Origin of the sequence: Sphingomonas sp. SORGH_AS_0438 (assembly GCF_031453475.1) — a bacterium.
Classification (GTDB): Bacteria; Pseudomonadota; Alphaproteobacteria; order Sphingomonadales; family Sphingomonadaceae; genus Sphingomonas.
Genome location: NZ_JAVIZS010000001.1, coordinates 3,530,321 through 3,543,302 on the forward strand (window position 1 = coordinate 3,530,321; position 12,982 = coordinate 3,543,302).

Annotated in this window: 19 protein-coding genes; 9 read left to right on the plus strand and 10 right to left on the minus strand. The window is 69.3% G+C overall.

The window, feature by feature from the left end:
• The first annotated feature begins 45 nt into the window (after positions 1 to 45).
• Positions 46 to 294 (plus strand): hypothetical protein, encoded by a 249-nt coding sequence (locus tag QE452_RS16625; protein WP_309659181.1) that lies wholly within the window; start codon positions 46 to 48, stop codon positions 292 to 294.
• A 17-nt stretch (positions 295 to 311) separates the two neighbouring features.
• Here the strand turns inward: QE452_RS16625 and QE452_RS16630 are convergent, their stop codons facing one another.
• On the minus strand, positions 312 to 1,232 hold the full coding sequence (locus tag QE452_RS16630) for an ABC transporter ATP-binding protein (protein WP_125994505.1): 921 nt from the start codon (positions 1,230 to 1,232) through the stop codon (positions 312 to 314).
• A gap of 58 nt (positions 1,233 to 1,290) precedes the next feature.
• On the opposite strand from QE452_RS16630, the gene QE452_RS16635 reads away from it, so the two are divergent.
• Complete coding sequence (locus QE452_RS16635; RefSeq protein ID WP_125994506.1) at positions 1,291 to 1,524, plus strand: zinc-finger domain-containing protein; 234 nt, start codon at positions 1,291 to 1,293, stop codon at positions 1,522 to 1,524.
• 22 nt (positions 1,525 to 1,546) lie between these two features.
• On the opposite strand, the gene ung is transcribed toward QE452_RS16635, so the two are convergent.
• Positions 1,547 to 2,236, minus strand: coding sequence for a uracil-DNA glycosylase (ung, locus tag QE452_RS16640; RefSeq protein ID WP_309659180.1), 690 nt, complete (start codon positions 2,234 to 2,236; stop codon positions 1,547 to 1,549).
• Positions 2,237 to 2,282: 46 nt separating this feature from the next.
• On the opposite strand from ung, the gene tldD reads away from it, so the two are divergent.
• Complete coding sequence (tldD, locus tag QE452_RS16645) at positions 2,283 to 3,740, plus strand: metalloprotease TldD (RefSeq protein WP_405052778.1); 1,458 nt, start codon at positions 2,283 to 2,285, stop codon at positions 3,738 to 3,740.
• 15 nt (positions 3,741 to 3,755) lie between these two features.
• Here tldD and QE452_RS16650 read toward each other — a convergent pair whose 3' ends face one another.
• Complete coding sequence (locus tag QE452_RS16650; protein WP_309659179.1) at positions 3,756 to 4,052, minus strand: CcdB family protein; 297 nt, start codon at positions 4,050 to 4,052, stop codon at positions 3,756 to 3,758.
• The gene (locus tag QE452_RS16655) at positions 4,052 to 4,306 is read right to left on the minus strand and encodes a type II toxin-antitoxin system CcdA family antitoxin (RefSeq protein ID WP_309659178.1); all 255 of its coding nucleotides are present in this window, start codon (positions 4,304 to 4,306) and stop codon (positions 4,052 to 4,054) included. The genes QE452_RS16650 and QE452_RS16655 overlap by 1 nt, the downstream gene beginning before the upstream one ends.
• Positions 4,307 to 4,387: 81 nt before the next feature.
• Here QE452_RS16655 and QE452_RS16660 point away from each other — a divergent pair, with 81 nt between their 5' ends.
• From QE452_RS16660 to QE452_RS16670, 3 genes are all read left to right on the plus strand, one after another.
• On the plus strand, positions 4,388 to 4,585 hold the full coding sequence (locus QE452_RS16660; protein ID WP_125994511.1) for a DUF2007 domain-containing protein: 198 nt from the start codon (positions 4,388 to 4,390) through the stop codon (positions 4,583 to 4,585).
• 157 nt (positions 4,586 to 4,742) lie between these two features.
• Positions 4,743 to 5,081 (plus strand): P-II family nitrogen regulator, encoded by a 339-nt coding sequence (locus QE452_RS16665; protein WP_125994512.1) that lies wholly within the window; start codon positions 4,743 to 4,745, stop codon positions 5,079 to 5,081.
• Positions 5,082 to 5,097: 16 nt separating this feature from the next.
• Positions 5,098 to 6,459, plus strand: coding sequence for an ammonium transporter (locus tag QE452_RS16670; RefSeq protein ID WP_309659177.1), 1,362 nt, complete (start codon positions 5,098 to 5,100; stop codon positions 6,457 to 6,459).
• 101 nt (positions 6,460 to 6,560) lie between these two features.
• Here QE452_RS16670 and QE452_RS16675 read toward each other — a convergent pair whose 3' ends face one another.
• The 4 genes from QE452_RS16675 to recQ form a co-directional block, all read right to left on the minus strand.
• Positions 6,561 to 6,884, minus strand: coding sequence for a hypothetical protein (locus QE452_RS16675; protein WP_309659176.1), 324 nt, complete (start codon positions 6,882 to 6,884; stop codon positions 6,561 to 6,563).
• Entirely contained in the window at positions 6,881 to 7,288 is a 408-nt protein-coding gene (locus QE452_RS16680) for a hypothetical protein (RefSeq protein ID WP_309659175.1), read from the minus strand. The genes QE452_RS16675 and QE452_RS16680 overlap by 4 nt, the downstream gene beginning before the upstream one ends.
• On the minus strand, positions 7,285 to 7,719 hold the full coding sequence (locus QE452_RS16685) for a TIGR01244 family sulfur transferase (RefSeq protein ID WP_309659174.1): 435 nt from the start codon (positions 7,717 to 7,719) through the stop codon (positions 7,285 to 7,287). The genes QE452_RS16680 and QE452_RS16685 overlap by 4 nt, the downstream gene beginning before the upstream one ends.
• A 138-nt stretch (positions 7,720 to 7,857) precedes the next feature.
• Positions 7,858 to 9,624, minus strand: a complete 1,767-nt coding sequence (gene recQ / locus QE452_RS16690; protein WP_309659173.1) for a DNA helicase RecQ — start codon at positions 9,622 to 9,624, stop codon at positions 7,858 to 7,860.
• Between the two features lie 234 nt (positions 9,625 to 9,858).
• On the opposite strand from recQ, the gene QE452_RS16695 reads away from it, so the two are divergent.
• On the plus strand, positions 9,859 to 10,773 hold the full coding sequence (locus QE452_RS16695) for a hypothetical protein (protein ID WP_309659172.1): 915 nt from the start codon (positions 9,859 to 9,861) through the stop codon (positions 10,771 to 10,773).
• 61 nt (positions 10,774 to 10,834) lie between these two features.
• A complete protein-coding gene (locus tag QE452_RS16700) occupies positions 10,835 to 11,113 on the plus strand; it encodes a GNAT family N-acetyltransferase (RefSeq protein WP_309659171.1) in 279 nt (92 codons plus the stop codon).
• 46 nt (positions 11,114 to 11,159) lie between these two features.
• Here the strand turns inward: QE452_RS16700 and QE452_RS16705 are convergent, their stop codons facing one another.
• Both QE452_RS16705 and QE452_RS16710 read right to left on the minus strand, forming a co-directional pair.
• A complete protein-coding gene (locus tag QE452_RS16705; protein WP_125996209.1) occupies positions 11,160 to 11,687 on the minus strand; it encodes a DUF177 domain-containing protein in 528 nt (175 codons plus the stop codon).
• Entirely contained in the window at positions 11,684 to 12,217 is a 534-nt protein-coding gene (locus tag QE452_RS16710) for a ubiquinol-cytochrome C chaperone family protein (RefSeq protein WP_405052779.1), read from the minus strand. Before QE452_RS16710 ends, QE452_RS16705 begins: the two co-directional genes overlap by 4 nt.
• A 102-nt stretch (positions 12,218 to 12,319) precedes the next feature.
• Here QE452_RS16710 and QE452_RS16715 point away from each other — a divergent pair, with 102 nt between their 5' ends.
• Positions 12,320 to 12,811, plus strand: coding sequence for an outer membrane protein assembly factor BamE (locus tag QE452_RS16715; protein ID WP_309659170.1), 492 nt, complete (start codon positions 12,320 to 12,322; stop codon positions 12,809 to 12,811).
• The last annotated feature ends 171 nt before the right edge of the window (positions 12,812 to 12,982 follow it).

Genomic DNA, 12,982 nt, shown 5'->3' on the forward strand with positions numbered 1-12,982 from the left:
CCGCCGCTCTGGCACAACAGGGCAGGGATGTGACAGGGGGAAGTGATGGCCAGGGAATGCGATGAATCGTCCGACCGACAGGGAACCGAAGCGGCGACTTCGCTTTCAACTGGAACTGTGAGTATCCTGTCCAAGGCTGATCGCCTGCGCGACCGCGCCGCGCGTCTGCGTTCCGAAGCTGTCAACTGCGTGTCGATCGCCGTGCGCGAGCGGGACCAGGACCATGCCGCCCGCCTGATCGACGAGGCGATCACGCTGACGCGGCGATCGAGCGAGTTGCTGGCGAAGAAATAGGGAGGGCGAAGCGCGCCTTACCCCTCGCCCCGCGTCAGGCTGAGGAACACGTCCTCCAGATCGGCTTCCTTGGTCGAGACGTCGACGATGCCGAGCCCGGCCGCCTGGATCGCGGCGAGCACCTCGCCGGCATTCACCTTGTCCTTGGCATAGGTGATCTCCAGCGTCCGCTCGCCCTTCAGCACGATCTTCTGGAAGCAAGGGTTCACCGGCGCCGCCGCGACGTCGCGGTCGACGGTGACCGCGACCACCTTCTCCTGCGCGCGGCCGACGAGCTGGCGGGTCGGCTCGTTGGTGATCAGGCGACCATGGTTGATGATCGCGATCCGGTCGCACAGCTGCTCGGCCTCTTCGAGATAATGGGTGGTCAGCACCACCGTCACCCCGCCGGCGTTGAGTTCGCGGACATAGTCCCACAATTGCTGGCGCAGCTGGATGTCGACGCCCGCGGTCGGTTCGTCCAGCACCAGCACCGGCGGCGCATGGACCATCGCCTTGGCGACCATCAGCCGGCGCTTCATGCCGCCCGACAGGGTGCGGGCATAGGCGTTCGCCTTGTCCGCCAGATGCACCGCCTGGAGCAGCTCCATCGACCGCCGCTCCGCCTTGGGCACGCCGTACAGGCCGGCCTGGATCTCCAGCGTCTCGATCGGCGTGAAAAAGGGATCGAACAGGATCTCCTGGTTGACGATGCCGATCGACGCCTTGGCGTTGCGCGGATGCTCGGCAATGTCGAAGCCCCAGATGGAGGCGGTGCCCTCCGTGCGATTCACCAGCCCCGCCAATATGTTGATCAGCGTCGACTTGCCCGCGCCATTGGGGCCGAGCAGGCCGAATATCTGGCCGCGGGGCACGTCGAACGTCACCCCGTCCAGCGCCCGCTTGCCGCCGGCATAGGTCTTGCCCAGGCCCTGGATCGAAATTGCCGCATCAGTCATGACGCTCGCGATAGGCCGGTGCTTGCCTGACCACAATGCTCCTTGCTATCGCGGGGTCATGCATCCGCCGCTCGAAATCACCCGTGTCAGCCAGCCCCGCGTCGCCTGTGACGGCGCCAGCGACATTCCCGGAGGCGCCGCGCTCGGCCATCCCCGCGTCTGGTTGCAGATCGACGAGGAAGGCTATGTCGATTGCGGCTATTGTGATCGCCGCTTCGTGTTGATCGGCGGCGCCGCCGACGGCAAGGACCAGGCGACGCTGGTCGATCATCCGGACGGCGCCAGCGCCTGATCCTTTTGCGCGTCCGCCGGCATCAGGCCGGCGGCAGCGCCCAGTCGATCGGCGGCTGATCGTGCGCGACCAGGAAGGCGTTCGCGCGCGAGAACGGCCGCGAGCCGAAGAAGCCGTTATGCGCCGCCAGCGGCGACGGATGGGCGGAGCGCAGGATGCAGTGGCGTCCGCCGCCCGCCGCCTCGACGAACCCGGCCTTGCGCTGCGCATAGGCGCCCCACAGGATGAACACGATCGGGCGCGGTTCGGCCGCGACGTGGCGGATGACCGCGTCGGTGAACTGTTCCCAGCCGCGCTTCTGGTGCGAGGCGGCCGCGCCCCGCCGCACGGTGAGTACCGAATTGAGCAGCAGCACGCCCTGCTGCGCCCAATGGTCGAGCGTGCCGTGATTCGCGCGCGGGATGCCCAGGTCGCTTTCCATCTCGCGGAAGATGTTGGCGAGGCTGGGCGGCGGCTTCACCCCCGCCGGCACCGAGAAGGACAGGCCGTGCGCCTGCCCGTCGCCATGATAGGGGTCCTGCCCCAGGATCACGACGCGCACCGTGTCGGGCGGCGTCAGGTCGAGCGCGCGGAACCAGTCGGCGGGCGCGGGGAAGACCGGCCCGGCGCGCCGCTCCTCCGCCAGGAACGCCTTCAACGTCGCCATATAGTCGCTGTCGAACTCCGGCCGCAGCGCGGCGAGCCAGTCGGGATGCAGGCGGATGTCGCTCATGGCCGGGGGATGGATAGGGCTGCGGCCAAGGTCAAGTCGGCGCTCCATGGACGTGGGCCGCGCCGCCCCTATATTGAGCCGCATGACCTATCAGGACCCGCGCGCCTTCCTTTACCGCGAACTCTCGCCCGAGACGGCGCAGCGCCTTACCAGTGATGCGCTCGGCCGTGCCGATGATGGCGAACTCTATCTGCAATATCGCAAGTCGGAGGCGTTCGGCTTCGACGACGGCCGGCTCAAGACCGCCTCCTACGACACCAATGCCGGCTTCGGCCTGCGCGCCGTGTCGGGCGAGACGACCGCCTTCGCCCATGCCAATGAGCTGACCGAGGCGGCGATCCGTCGCGCCGGGCAGACCATGGCGCTGATCGATCCCTCCGCTGCCGCCCGGTCCGCCGCGCCGGCCGGTACCAACCGGCATCTCTACACCGATGCCGATCCGCTCGACCTGGTGCCCTTCGCCGACAAGGTGAATCTGTGCCAGACGATCGACGCGGCGGCGCGGGCGCGCGATCCGCGCGTGGCGCAGGTGTCGGTGTCGCTGTCCGGCTCCTGGGGCGTGGTGGAGATCGTCCGCGCCGACGGCTTCGTCGCCACCGATGTGCGACCGCTGGTGCGGCTCAACATCCAGATCGTGGTCGAGCAGAATGGCCGGCGCGAGACGGGCAGCTTTGGCATCGGCGGCCGCTATCTCTACGACCGGCTGTTCGACGCGGCGACCTGGAACCGGGGCATCGACGAGGCGCTGGCCCAGGCGCTGGTCAATCTGGACGCGGTGGCCGCGCCGGCCGGCGAGATGACCGTGCTGCTCGGGCCGGGCTGGCCGGGCATCCTGCTGCACGAGGCGATCGGCCATGGGCTGGAGGGCGATTTCAACCGCAAGGGCACCTCCGCCTTTTCCGGCCGGCTCGGCGAGCGGGTCGCGGCGCCCGGCGTCACCGTGGTCGATGACGGGTCGCTGGCCGACCGGCGCGGCTCGCTGTCGATCGACGACGAGGGCACGCCGACGCGCGAGACGGTGCTGATCGAGGACGGCATCCTCAAGGGCTATATGCAGGACCGGCTCAATGCGCGGCTGATGGATATGGACGCCACCGGCAACGGTCGGCGCGAAAGCTTCGCCCATGCACCGATGCCGCGCATGACCAACACCTTCATGAAGGGCGGGCAGGACGATCCGGCCGAATTGCTGTCGCGGGTGAAGACCGGCATCTTCGCCAAGTCGTTCGGCGGCGGTCAGGTCGACATCGTGTCGGGCAAGTTCGTCTTCTCCTGCACCGAGGCCTACCGGATCGAGAATGGCCGGATCGGCGCGCCGATCAAGGGCGCGACGCTGATCGGCGACGGGCCGACCGTGCTGACCAAGGTGACCGGCATCGGCAACGACTTCGCGCTGGACGAGGGCATCGGCGTCTGCGGCAAGGGCGGTCAGGGCGTGCCGGCCGGCGTCGGCCAGCCGACCCTGCTGGTCGAGGGGCTGACGGTCGGCGGTACGGCGATGTGAGGGGAAAGGGGCGGGTCAGCAGCCGTTGATGAGATAATCGAACGCCCCCTTGATCGCGAGATCGTGGCTGGCGAGCGAGCCGATGGCGTCGCGCAATTCGCGGACCGACACGGCGGTGGCGAACTCCGTCATCATCATCAGTCGCTGACCCGCGACATCGAAGACGGGATTGAGCCGCGTCATCGCCGGCAAGCCGCCGCCCGGTGGCACCAGCGGCACGACAAGGCGGCTATTGTAGCCGTTGAGCAGGTCGGACTGGCAATCGAGCACATATTGGCCGTGATCCAGGCGGAACACGTCGAACTGCGCCATCAGAACATCCGGTAGCGTTCGAGCGGCAGGCCGTTTTCCTCGACCCATGCATTGTGTGCGGCAATCGCTTCCCGATTCTCCTCCGCCCACCGGCGCGCCCGTTCGGTCTTCCTGACCGACTCGGACAAGCCTTTGACGCACGCCGCATCGACATCGATGCCGAGCGCCCGCGCCTCGGCCAGCAGGCGTGCGGGCAGGGCCACCTCGGTGGATTCCACCGGATCGGCGGGCTCGGATCGATATGCGGTCGCCATGGTCCAAAGATATGGCGCGGCCGGTGGAGGGTCAATGATGCGGGGGCGGAACGATCCGCCCCGCGCCGCGCTTCAACCCGCATGGCCCTGATCGAACTCGGACGATATTCGCGCAATGAGGCGATGATCCTGGTCGGCCGGCTCGAATCCGAGGGGATCGCGGCGGTGGCCTTCGATGGCGGCGCGAGCATCGCCGATGGCAGCTATCTGCTGATCCCGGTGCGCGTGATGGTGGACGAGGACGACCTGTCCGCCGCCCGCGCCATCCTACCTGCCTGAAAAACAGGCAGCACCGCGAGTCGCTGCTTAATTAATCGTTGCAGCGCTGCGGCACGCGCCCGCCTCTGACGGTAATTGCCCCTGAATCCAATCGTTAACGAAACTGGCACGGCTGTTGCGATGCGGGACCAGCATCAACAGCCAACAAGGGGGCGGGATGAAACTGGTCATTGCGGTCATCAAGCCGTTCAAGCTCGACGAGGTGCGTGAAGCCCTGACGACGCTGGGCGTCGCGGGCATGACGGTCACCGAGGTCAAGGGGTTCGGCCGCCAGAAGGGGCAGACCGAAATCTATCGCGGCGCGGAATACAGCACCAACATGGTGCCCAAGATCAAGATCGAGGTGGTCTGCGCCGAAGCCATCGCCGACCGGGTGGTCGAGGCGGTGCAGCAGGCCGCCAACACCGGCGCGATCGGCGACGGCAAGATCTTCGTGCTCGATGTCGGCCAGGCGGTGCGCATCCGCACCGGCGAGACCGACGATGCGGCGCTCTGAGGCAAAGGGGGGTATAATGAAGCAAGCGATCAAGATCGCCGCCGGGGTCGGCCTGACGGCCGCACTCTGTGCCGCGCTGCCCGCCTGGGCACAGTCGGCGACGCTCCAGGCGCCGCCCGCCGCGCCCGCGGCGGTCGTCAACAAGGGCGATACCGCCTGGATGATGACCTCCACCGTGCTGGTGCTGATGATGATCCTGCCGGGCCTGGCGCTGTTCTATGGCGGCCTGACCCGGTCGAAGAACATGCTGTCGACCATGACCCAGATCGGCGCGGTCGCCTGTCTGGCGATGCTGGTCTGGGTGATGTGGGGCTATAGCATGGCCTTCGGTCCGGACGTGTCCAACACCTTCCTGTCGCAGTTCGTCGGCAGCCTGGACAAGGCGTTCCTGAAGGGCGTGACCTCCACCACCCAGGCGGCGACCTTCACCGCGGGCGTCGAGATCCCCGAATATGTCTTCGTCTGCTTCCAGATGACCTTCGCCGCGATCACGATCGCGCTGGTGCTGGGCTCTGTCGTGGAGCGGATGAAGTTCTCGGCGGTGATGGTGTTCGCGCTGGTCTGGCTGACGATCGTCTATTTCCCGATCGCGCACATGGTCTGGGCCTCGTCGGGCGTGTTCTTCAAGGCCGGGGCGCTCGACTTCGCGGGCGGCACCGTGGTGCACATCAACGCCGGCGTCTCGGCGCTGGTCGCCGCGATCATGCTCGGCAAGCGGCTGGGCTATCCGCGCGAGCCGATGCCGCCGCACTCGCTGACGCTGACCGGCGTCGGCACCGGCCTGCTCTGGGTGGGCTGGTTCGGGTTCAACGCCGGCTCGGCGCTGGAGGCCAACGGCACCGCCGGCCTGGCGATGATCAACACCTTCGTCGCCACCGCCGCGGGCGCGCTGGCCTGGATGCTGATCGAGCGTGCGCGCGGCCATAAGGGCTCGGCCCTGGGCTTCTGCTCGGGCATCATCGCCGGCCTGGTCGCCGTCACCCCGGCCGCAGGCAATAGCGGCCCGTTCGGCGCGATCGTGCTGGGCGCGCTCGCCTCGGTCGTCTGCTTCTTCGCCGTGTCGGTGATCAAGCCCAAGCTGGGCTATGACGACGCGCTCGACGCGTTCGGCGTCCACGGCGTCGGCGGCATGGTCGGCGCGATCGGCACCGCGATCGTCTACGCCCCCTCGCTCGGCGGGCCGGGTGCGGCGGACTATGGGATCGGCGCCAAGCTGCTCGTCCAGATCGAGGCGGTCGCCGTGACCATCGTCTGGGCTTCGATCGGCACCGTCATCGCCATCCTCATCGCCAAGGCCGTCACCGGTCTCCGGGTCAGCCAGGAGGTCGAATATGAAGGCCTCGACCTCGGCGAGCATGGCGAACGCGCCTATAATTGACTGTTCGGGTGCGGGGGACGGTCCCCCGCACCCCACCGATGTTCCTCCTGCGGACGACCCTCAGCCCGGTGCGGAAACGCACCGGGTTTTTTTTGCGGATGCTAGAGTCCGCGACGATGGAGCAGCGGGCGCAGGCGGATGCCCAGGCAGATGACCAGCGGCCAGAACAGCGTGTTGGCGATGTCGCCCAGCGTGTCGGTCCAGCGCCACGAGCCGTAATAGAGCCGGTCCATGATCTCGTTGAACGCCTCCGCCAAGACCACCACCGACAGCGGCACCAGGCTGCCGAGCGAGCGGCGGGTGACGACGCGCGCCAGCATCAGCACGGCGAGGCCGGCATGGATGTGCAGGATCGTGTCGGACAGACCGGTGCCGTCGCCGATCCAGTCGATGAATTGCTTGTAGAGCGCGCTGGGCGTCGTCACCATTGGGTCCCCTTGGGTGTCAGGCGGCGGATGTCGAGCGCATTGACCCGTGCCAGGCGCACCGCGCCGAGCCGGCGGTCGCCCGTCTCCACCAGGATGCCGTCGCGCGTGGCGCGGACGACGCGCCACGGCACCTCGCGCGCCAGCAGGCGGCGGCCGACGCGGCGCACGGCGGCGATCCGGCCATCGGCGGTCAGCGCTAGCGCGCCCAGCCCGTCCGCGCCGACCACGGCGGCGTTGACCGGAAAATCAGGCAGCATCTGCTCGACGGCGGCGACGGCCTCCTCTGGCCCGTCGATCCGGACCGGCGTCCGGCGACGCCACAGCCACAGGCCGACCGGCGCGATCACCAGCAGCGCCGCCGCCCCGCCGCCGCCGATCAGGACGGCGTCGGATGCGATCACTGCTCGGCCGAAAGCGACTCGAGCGTGGGGCGCAGCGCCGACAGGTCGTAGCCGGCCGATTCGGCCTGCGCGATCAGCAGCGTCGGGTTACGGCCCGCGCGCGCGGCGGCGAGCGCCCACAGGTTGCACGAGCGCGTACCCGACCGGCAATAGGCCAGCACCGGCCCGTCGGCGGCGGTCAGCGCCTGGACCATCGCGTCCAGTTCGGCATGGCCGATGCCGGCCGGCGTCACCGGAATCGCGGTATAGGCGAGGCCGGCGGCCTCCGCCGCCTCGCGGATCGAATCGCCCGTGGGCTGGCCCGGCTCCTCGCCGTCCGGCCGGTTGTTGACGATGGCGACGAAGCCCGCCTGCTTGATCACCGGCACATCGGCCGGGACGATCTGCGGGGCGACGGCGACGGACTCGTTAAGGGTGCGGATCTGGGCCATGTCCGGGCCTTACTGAAGCGGCGGGGGCGGGGGAAGATGGCATGGGGGTCGTAACGCATAACCTGCCTGTTCCCCGGCGAAAGCCGGGGACCAAGACGGAGAAAGGGGGGCGGCGTCGCGGGAGCCGTCACCCGCCGATCACGCCGCCCGGATCACCTCCAGAAAGGCGTCGCCATAGGCGTCGAGCTTGCGCGCGCCGATGCCGGACAGCAGCGCCAGTTCCGCCCGGCTGGCGGGCCGTTGCGCCGCTATGTCGCGCAGCACCGAATCGTGGAAGATGACGTAAGGCGGCACGCCCGCCGCCTGCGCCAGTTCGCGTCGCCGTGCGCGCAACGCCTCGAACAGGGGATTGTCGGCCGGGTTCGCCGCCACCGCGCCCGCCTTGCGGCCACGCCGCTCGCGCTTGGGCGGCACAACCACCGACAGCGTCGCCTCGCCCTTGAGCAGCGCCCGCGCGGCGGGGCCGAATTCCAGCCCGCCATGCGCATTGGTGCGCAGCGCGTCGCGCAGCATCAGCGCGCGCAGCACCGGCTTGATCAGCCCGACCTCGTCGCCGTCGACGATGTTCCAGATCGACAGAGTCTCATGCCCGTTCATCAGGCTGCGCTCGGTCGACTGGCCGCACAGCAGCTGTTCGATATAAGTCGCGCCGAACATCTGCCCGGTGCGGAACACGGCGGACAGGAACTTGCGCGCGGTCTGGGTCGCGTCGCGTGCGTCGGGCGAGCCCAGGCAATTGTCGCAATTGCCGCAATCCTCGACCGGATTCTCGCCGAAATGGCGGAGCAGCACATGGCGGCGGCATCCGCCCGTCTCGACCAGCGCCCCCAGGGCGCTCAGCCGCTGGCGCTCGCCGGGCTGGCGTTCGGGCTCGACCTCGCCGATCCGCTGGCGGGCGCGGGCGAAATCCTCCGCCCCCCAGAACATGTGCGCGACGGACGGATCGCCGTCGCGGCCGGCGCGGCCGGTTTCCTGATAATAGCCCTCGATCGACTTGGGCAGCCCGGCATGGGCGACGAAGCGCACGTCCGGCTTGTCGATGCCCATGCCGAACGCGACCGTGGCGCAGATCACCATATCCTCGCTGGCGACGAAATCGGCCTGGTTCTTCGAGCGGATCGCGGCGTCCAGCCCGGCATGATAGGCGCGGGTCGGGCGGCCGGTGCGGGCCAGCGCCTCGGCCAGCTTCTCGGTCGCGGCGCGGGTCTGGGCATAGACGATGCCGGGGCCGGGATTGGCGCGGATCACGTCGGCGAGCTGCTGGTTGAGGTTGCTGCGCGGCGAGATATGGTAGCGGATGTTCGGCCGGTCGAAGCCGGAGACGATCAGCCCCTCCTGGTCGATGCCGAGCTGTTGCAGGATGTCGGCGCGGGTATGCGCATCGGCGGTCGCGGTCAGCGCCAGGCGCGGCACGTCCGGGAAATGATCCATCAACGGCGCGAGCAGGCGATAGTCGGGGCGGAAATCATGGCCCCATTCGCTGACGCAATGCGCCTCGTCGATCGCGAACAGCGACAGCTTCGCTCGCCCCAGCAGGTCGCGGAAATGACCGGACGAAGCGCGTTCCGGCGCGACATAGAGCAGGTCGAGCGCGCCGTCGCGGAACCGGGCGATCGTCTCCTCGCGATTCTGGTCGACGCTGGTCAGCGTGGCGGCCCGGATGCCGACTGCCTCGGCCGCGCGGAGCTGGTCATGCATCAGTGCGATCAGCGGCGAAACGACGACGCAGCAGCCGTCCATCATCACTGCGGGCAATTGATAGCAGAGCGACTTGCCGGCGCCGGTCGGCATCACCGCCAGCGTCCGCCGCTGGTCGAGCACGCGGCCGACCACCTCGGCCTGGACGCCGCGAAAAGCGGGAAAGCCGAAGACGCGCTGAAGGGTGGGCAGGGTTTCGGGGGGCATTGCCCGGCGATGTAGGCGCGCCAGGGGGCAGGGTCGAGGGGGGAGGCCGAAGAAGCGGGTGGTTCGCGCAGGAAGCGCGGAGGATGCGGGGCGGGAGCGCCGGGGGAGGAACCCCTCCGCCTTCCCCGCGCCTCTGCGCGAAATCCGATCCGGTCCACATGCCGGCCTTGATCGTTGCGCCAGCGACATGACACGCTGACGCTGCGGCACCTACGCCGCGGGAGGGCAGGCAGCATGGCGGCATGGCGTTGGATCGCAGCAAGCGGATTGCTCTTGGTCGGGGCGGCGTTGCCCGCAAAGGATGCGCCCCGTGAACGGCTGGTGCCGCCGGACGGGCTGGTCGCGGCGCGGGTGGGGGATACGGCGATGACCGTGCGGATCGATCCTGCGATGATCGCGATGCCGATGCTCGATGCGGCTCATGCCGCGCTTGCGGGATTGAAGGCGGGACCGTTCCCCATGGGGTTCGCGGTGGGACCGCATATGTTCAAGGGGCAGACAGCGGTGGGTTCGCTCATGCTGCCCGGCGCCGCACCGTTCAAGCGACGGATCGGCTGGTCGACCGCGCCCCACACCGAAGGGATCGCCGGGTCGCTGGGGCCGGGCGGGGTGCCCGAGCCGCTGGTCCGCTTCGCCCTGCGGCCGCCGGTCGCGGGGGAGCGGTCGGTGACGCTGCCGATGATGAAGTCGGGCGGCCTGTTCGGCGAATGGGGCGCGAGCGATGCGATGATCCTGGTCGATGGCCGGCCGATGCGGCTGCGCTTCGATCCCTTTCATCCGCGTACGCTGGCGACGGCGGGGGCGGCGGTCCGGCTGGCGGCGGCGCAGGGCGGCACGCTGTCCGGCGCGGCGGTGCCGGTCGAGATCGCCTTCGGCATCCCGCGTCCGGTCCGCATGCTGACGCTGGCGCGGCCATTGGCGATCGGGCCGCTCATGCTGGCGACGCTGGGCGCGCGGACCAGTGATTATGGCCGCACCTCGGCCATCGCCGAGGCGGAGCCCGATCCGGACGAGGTGGTGGTGGTGGCACGCGGCAAGAAGGCCGATCCGTCGCGCGACCGGCTGACCCTGGGGGCGGACATGCTGGCGCGCTGTTCGTCGATCCTGTTCGACAAGCCGGCGCGGCGGATCACGCTGCGCTGCGCCTGACGCAACCGGGGCATGGAATGGGTCTGGGCAGCACGGACCCGGATCGGGCAGAGCGCGTTCGATGACGATGCAACAGCTCCGCGACAATCGCGCCGAACAGGAATTCACCCTCGAGGTCGACGGCCAGACCGCCGTCGCCGCCTATCAGCGCGAGGGCGGGGTGATCGTCTTCACCCATACGCTGGTACCGCCCGAGATCGAGGGGCGCGGCGTCGGCAGCAAGCTGATCCGGGGGGCGCTGGACAGCGCGCGTGACCAGGGGCTGCGGGTGGTGCCGCAATGCCCGTTCGTGAAGGCGTTCATCGATCGCCATCCGGCCTATCGCGACCTGTTGGGGTGAGGGGGCAGGACGCCCCCGACCCCGACCAGGGTGAAGGGGGCGGCGTTCAGCCGCCCAGCGTCTTCTTCAGGCCGGCCAGCGCGCTGAACGGGCCGGTCACCGTGGCCGCCTCGTCCTCGCCGACCACGCCGGCGCGCTTCAGCGCCTCGGCCGCGCCGGGACCGCGCGGGAAGGGATCGAGCGCCAGCGCCATCGTCTCCGCCGCCGCCTCGCCCAGGTCGATCGCGCTGCCCTCGATCTCGACGGTGTCGAGCGCATCGGCGGACAGTTCCACTTCTTCCTCGCCCGCCACAGGCTCGACGAAGCGCAGGGCGAGCGGCTCGTCGATCGCGATGGTCAGCGGATCGCTGGTGATCGAGCAGGACTGGACGACCTGGCCCGTCACCCGGCCGGTCGCCAGGATGCCGCTGGCGTCGCGGCGGATCGTCAGCGTGGCGGCGAGCGAATCGACCGCGACGATGCCGAACCGGGCGGCGAGCTTGCGGCGCTCCTCCGCCTCCGCCGAAATCGTGATGCTGCGCTCGCCCTCGCCGATCGTGTCGAGGCGTTCGGGGCGGGAGAATTCGGGGGTCATGGCAGATATCCGGTCAGAAGCTGGTCGATGGGCAGGGAAGTGAGATCGGCGCGCAGCTGGCGCAAGCGGTCGGCGACATGGGCGAGCGCCGCCGGATCGGGCGGGGTGCCGCGATAGAGGTTGCGGACCAGCGCCTGCTCGAACCCGCCATCCGCCAGCCCGTCGCGATAGGCGCCGAGGCGGCCGCCCAGCGCCGCCATCATCCGGCCGATCTGCTTGCCGACGACGATGTCGCCGATGCCGAGCTGGCGGAGTTGCGCGTCCATGTCGTCGACGAAGCGTTCGGTCAGCCGTGCGGCGGGCTCGGCCCCGGCGGGGTCGTCCTCCAGCCGCAGCAGCACCATCGCCAGCACGGCCGCGATCATGTCGAACCGGCCATCGACCGTGTCGGGCACCGCGCCCGAAAGATACCAATGCTCCTGGCGGGCGTGCAGCACCACCGCATTATAGAGCGGCAGGGCGGCATCCGCCTGTCTGCCGCCGCCGAACAGCTTGCCCAGCCAGCCCAATCGCGCGTCCTCCCGCTTCACGCGGCTTGTGCACCGCGACGCCCTCGCATATCGAGGCGATCGGCGACCGATGCAATCGGCCGTCGTCGTTCAGCGTCCCGTGCCCGCCCGGAGTTATCGTCCATGCGCCATCCCCTCGCCTCTCTCGCGCTGGTCGCGGGTGTCGGCCTCCTCGCAGCGGGATGCGCGCCGCTCCGCTCGCATCAGGGCTATGTGGTCGACAGCGACCTGGTCAACTCGGTGCAGCCGGGCGTCGACAATCGCGCCTCGGTCCAGGCGACCCTGGGCAAGCCGACGCTGACCACCGCCTTCGGCCAGGGCGACTGGTATTATATCGCGCGCGACAGCCGCAACTATGGCTATCAGGTGCCCAAGGTCCGCGACCAGATCACGGTGCAGATCAGCTTCGACCAGGCCGGCAATGTCAGCGCGATCCGCCGCGGCGGCGTCGCCCAGGTCGCCTCGGTCAGCCCCTATGGCAAGACGACGCCGACCCTGGGCCGCCAGCGTGGCTTCTTCCAGGACCTGTTCGGCAATATCGGCACGGTCGGCGCGGCGGGGGCCGGTGGCCCTGCGGGCGGCGGCGGCGGTGGCGCGGGTCGTACCCGGCCCTGATCCACGCCGGGTTGGTACCAAGCGAAGAGCAAGCGATTCTCTTCCCCCGCATGGCGGGGTGGCGTTTCGTCGCTCCTAATGCCCAATGGCATGATTTCGACTGGGGATCGTCACTGCGAGCGCCGTGGGGCAATCCACCCGCCGCGCATGACGCCCTGGATTGCTTCGCAC

What these genes read in the sequence shown, in the direction of transcription:
- QE452_RS16625 (WP_309659181.1), top strand. Translation starts at nt 46, where the DNA reads ATGGCCAGGGAATGCGATGAATCGTCCGACCGACAGGGAACCGAAGCG.
- QE452_RS16630 (WP_125994505.1), bottom strand. Translation starts at nt 1,232, where the DNA reads ATGACTGATGCGGCAATTTCGATCCAGGGCCTGGGCAAGACCTATGCC.
- QE452_RS16635 (WP_125994506.1), top strand. Translation starts at nt 1,291, where the DNA reads ATGCATCCGCCGCTCGAAATCACCCGTGTCAGCCAGCCCCGCGTCGCC.
- ung (WP_309659180.1), bottom strand. Translation starts at nt 2,236, where the DNA reads ATGAGCGACATCCGCCTGCATCCCGACTGGCTCGCCGCGCTGCGGCCG.
- tldD (WP_405052778.1), top strand. Translation starts at nt 2,283, where the DNA reads ATGGACGTGGGCCGCGCCGCCCCTATATTGAGCCGCATGACCTATCAG.
- QE452_RS16650 (WP_309659179.1), bottom strand. Translation starts at nt 4,052, where the DNA reads ATGGCGCAGTTCGACGTGTTCCGCCTGGATCACGGCCAATATGTGCTC.
- QE452_RS16655 (WP_309659178.1), bottom strand. Translation starts at nt 4,306, where the DNA reads ATGGCGACCGCATATCGATCCGAGCCCGCCGATCCGGTGGAATCCACC.
- QE452_RS16660 (WP_125994511.1), top strand. Translation starts at nt 4,388, where the DNA reads ATGGCCCTGATCGAACTCGGACGATATTCGCGCAATGAGGCGATGATC.
- QE452_RS16665 (WP_125994512.1), top strand. Translation starts at nt 4,743, where the DNA reads ATGAAACTGGTCATTGCGGTCATCAAGCCGTTCAAGCTCGACGAGGTG.
- QE452_RS16670 (WP_309659177.1), top strand. Translation starts at nt 5,098, where the DNA reads ATGAAGCAAGCGATCAAGATCGCCGCCGGGGTCGGCCTGACGGCCGCA.
- QE452_RS16685 (WP_309659174.1), bottom strand. Translation starts at nt 7,719, where the DNA reads ATGGCCCAGATCCGCACCCTTAACGAGTCCGTCGCCGTCGCCCCGCAG.
- recQ (WP_309659173.1), bottom strand. Translation starts at nt 9,624, where the DNA reads ATGCCCCCCGAAACCCTGCCCACCCTTCAGCGCGTCTTCGGCTTTCCC.
- QE452_RS16695 (WP_309659172.1), top strand. Translation starts at nt 9,859, where the DNA reads ATGGCGGCATGGCGTTGGATCGCAGCAAGCGGATTGCTCTTGGTCGGG.
- QE452_RS16700 (WP_309659171.1), top strand. Translation starts at nt 10,835, where the DNA reads ATGACGATGCAACAGCTCCGCGACAATCGCGCCGAACAGGAATTCACC.
- QE452_RS16705 (WP_125996209.1), bottom strand. Translation starts at nt 11,687, where the DNA reads ATGACCCCCGAATTCTCCCGCCCCGAACGCCTCGACACGATCGGCGAG.
- QE452_RS16715 (WP_309659170.1), top strand. Translation starts at nt 12,320, where the DNA reads ATGCGCCATCCCCTCGCCTCTCTCGCGCTGGTCGCGGGTGTCGGCCTC.